The 2640-nt window shown below is 70.7% G+C and carries 4 protein-coding genes; 3 read left to right on the top strand and 1 reads right to left on the bottom strand.

Annotation, left to right across the window (positions count from 1 at the left end; genetic code table 11):
* Window positions 1-263: helix-turn-helix domain-containing protein (locus x551_RS20975; protein ID WP_036236336.1), on the bottom strand; the 263-nt coding region annotated here is incomplete at its 3' end.
* 125 nt (window positions 264-388) lie between these two features.
* On the opposite strand from x551_RS20975, the gene x551_RS20970 reads away from it, so the two are divergent.
* The 3 genes from x551_RS20970 to x551_RS20960 form a co-directional block, all read left to right on the top strand.
* Complete coding sequence (locus tag x551_RS20970; protein WP_011831206.1) at window positions 389-1372, top strand: fumarylacetoacetate hydrolase family protein; 984 nt, start codon at window positions 389-391, stop codon at window positions 1370-1372.
* A 17-nt stretch (window positions 1373-1389) separates the two neighbouring features.
* Window positions 1390-1872, top strand: coding sequence for a retropepsin-like aspartic protease (locus tag x551_RS20965; protein WP_011831207.1), 483 nt, complete (start codon window positions 1390-1392; stop codon window positions 1870-1872).
* Window positions 1873-1896: 24 nt separating this feature from the next.
* Window positions 1897-2640, top strand: a 744-nt coding sequence (locus x551_RS20960; protein WP_253950442.1) for a PhaM family polyhydroxyalkanoate granule multifunctional regulatory protein, incomplete at its 3' end; no start/stop codon positions are given.

Below are 2640 nucleotides of genomic sequence, written 5' to 3'. Positions count from 1 at the left end.
GCCGCCAGGCCGTCGAGCCGCGCCAGGCTGGCCAGACCGAGGCGCCGTGCCGTCGGGCCGAGGTCGTAGCGGCTGGTGGCAGGATCCTGAGCCACGAGCCCGACACGCTGGAAACTCACGAGGTAGCGGTGGGCCTTGGCCGCGCTCATGGCACAGGCGGCGGCCAGATCGCGCAGCATCATCGCGTCGGGCGCGGAGGCCAGCGCGTCGAGCACGGCATAACCGACCTCGACCGACTGGATGCCGGCGCGCCCGGGCATCATGGCCGCATCGACCGCGGCGGGAGGAGAACGCGTGGACACGACGGCAAATTTACAATGACGGAATCGATTCACTGTATCGAAATTTTGCCAACGGGGCCGCGACCCCGCCGAGGAGACCGACACCGATGAAACTCGCCACCTACAAGGACGGCTCGCGCGACGGCCAGCTGGTCGTCGTCTCGCGCGACCTGTCCACGGCCCATCACGCGAACGGCATCGCCGGTCGCCTGCAGCAGGTGCTGGACGACTGGAACTTCCTGTCGCCGCAGCTGCAGGACCTGTACGAGACGCTGAACCAGGGCAAGGCCCGCCACGCCTTCGCGTTCGAGCCGGCGCAGTGCATGGCGCCGCTGCCGCGCGCCTGCCAGTGGGCCGACGGCTCGGCCTACCTCAACCACGTGGAGCTGGTGCGCAAGGCGCGCGGCGCCGAGGTGCCCGAGAGCTTCTACACCGACCCACTGATGTACCAGGGCGGCAGCGACGACCTGCTCGGCCCCTGCGACGACATCGTCGTGCCGAGCGAGAAGATGGGCATCGACTTCGAGAGCGAGGTCGCGGTGATCACCGGCGACCTGCCGATGGGCGTGTCGCCGGAAGCGGCGATCGACGGCATCCGCCTGCTGATGCTGGCCAACGACGTGAGCCTGCGCCACCTGATCCCCGCCGAGCTGGCCAAGGGCTTCGGCTTCCTGCAGAGCAAGCCGGCCACCGCCTTCAGCCCGGTCGCCGTCACGCCCGACGAACTGGGCACGGCCTGGCAGGGCGGCCGCGTGCACCTCACGCTGCAGACCCAGTGGAACGGCAGGAAGGTGGGCCTGTGCGAGGCCGGGCCCGAGATGACCTTCCACTTCGGCCAGCTGATCGCCCACCTGGCCACCACGCGCCGGGTGCGCGCCGGCAGCATCGTCGGCAGCGGCACGGTCAGCAACAAGGACTGGTCCAAGGGCTACAGCTGCATCGCCGAGAAGCGTGCGATCGAGACGATCGAGGGCGGCGCGCCGGTCACCGAATTCATGCGCTACGGCGACACGGTGCGCATCGAGATGAAGGGCAGCGACGGCCAGAGCGTGTTCGGCGCGATCGAGCAGACGGTGGCAGCACCGGGCTGACCCGTGCACGGCGGCGCATGACCGAGTTCCCCCGCACCCTGAAGATCGCCACCGTCTGGCTGCTGCTGGGCCTGGCGGTGTTCCTCGGCTTTCGGGCGCTGGAGGCGCAGCAGCAGCGTTCGCGCTTCTCGCACGAGGGCGGCGTGATCGAGATCCGGCGCGGCAACGACGGCCACTACCACTGGCCCGCGCGACTGAACGGCCGCGAGGTCGACTTCCTGGTCGACACCGGCGCGACACGCAGCGCGATCTCGGCGGCGCTGGCCGACGAGCTGAAGCTCGAGGCCATCGGCCGCATCGATTCCAGCACCGCCGGCGGCGTGGTGCGCGGCCACGTGGCCCGGGCCGACCTGGTGCTGGACGGCGGCGTGCGCGTCGAGCGCCTGCCGCTGGTGGTGCTGCCGGCGCTCGGCGACAAGCCCCTGCTCGGGATGGACGTGCTGGGCCGGCTGCGCTGGCAGCAACAGGGCGGCGTGCTGCGCATCGAGGCCGGCTCCTGAGGTCGTTCGCGCCGAGGCGGGTTCTTGCCTAGCGCGAACCGCGCACAAGCGCAGCGCGGCGCCGCACAATGGCTGGTCCCACGACCACAACAACAGGAGACTGCCGATGACTGCCGCCCCCCCGACTTCGCGAAACTGGTTCCCGGCTTCGACTTCCTGCAGGGCCTGGTCAAGAACGCCGGCTCGGTGCTGCCCAACATCGGCCAGTGGGTCGCGCCGACGCTCAACCCGGAGGAACTGGAGAAGCGCATCGAGGAACTGCGCACGGTGCAGTTCTGGCTGGAGCAGAACGCGCGCATGCTGGGCGCGACGATCCAGGCGCTGGAAGTGCAGCGCATGACGCTGTCGACACTGAAGACCATGAACGTGCAGGTGGCCGACCTGCGCGAATCGCTGCGCATCAAGCTGCCCGACGAGGCGCCTGCCGGCGCGCCGCCCGCGCCCGCCGACGACCACTCCGACGACGCGCCGGCCGAGGCCGCACCGGCGAAGAAGCGCGCCGCACCGCGCGCGAAATCCCGCGCCGCTGCCGCGCCGGTGACCGGCATCGTCGACCCGACGCAGTGGTGGGGCGCACTGACGAAGCAGTTCACCCAGCTGGCCGCCAGCACCATGAAGGACGTCGCCTCCGACTCCGCGAAGCAGCTCGCCGGCAACCTGGTGAAGCAGAGCTTCGACGCGGCCGAGCAGACCATCAAGGTCGGCATGGCGCCGGCCCGCAAGGCGGCCGAGATGGCCGGCGGCGTGGCCAACCGCGCGGCGCGCGCG

The organism is Methylibium sp. T29, from assembly GCF_000576205.1.
Lineage (GTDB): Bacteria > Pseudomonadota > Gammaproteobacteria > Burkholderiales > Burkholderiaceae_C > Methylibium > Methylibium petroleiphilum.
Note: the sequence above shows the minus strand (reverse complement) of the source record. Positions and strands in the feature narration are given on the sequence as shown.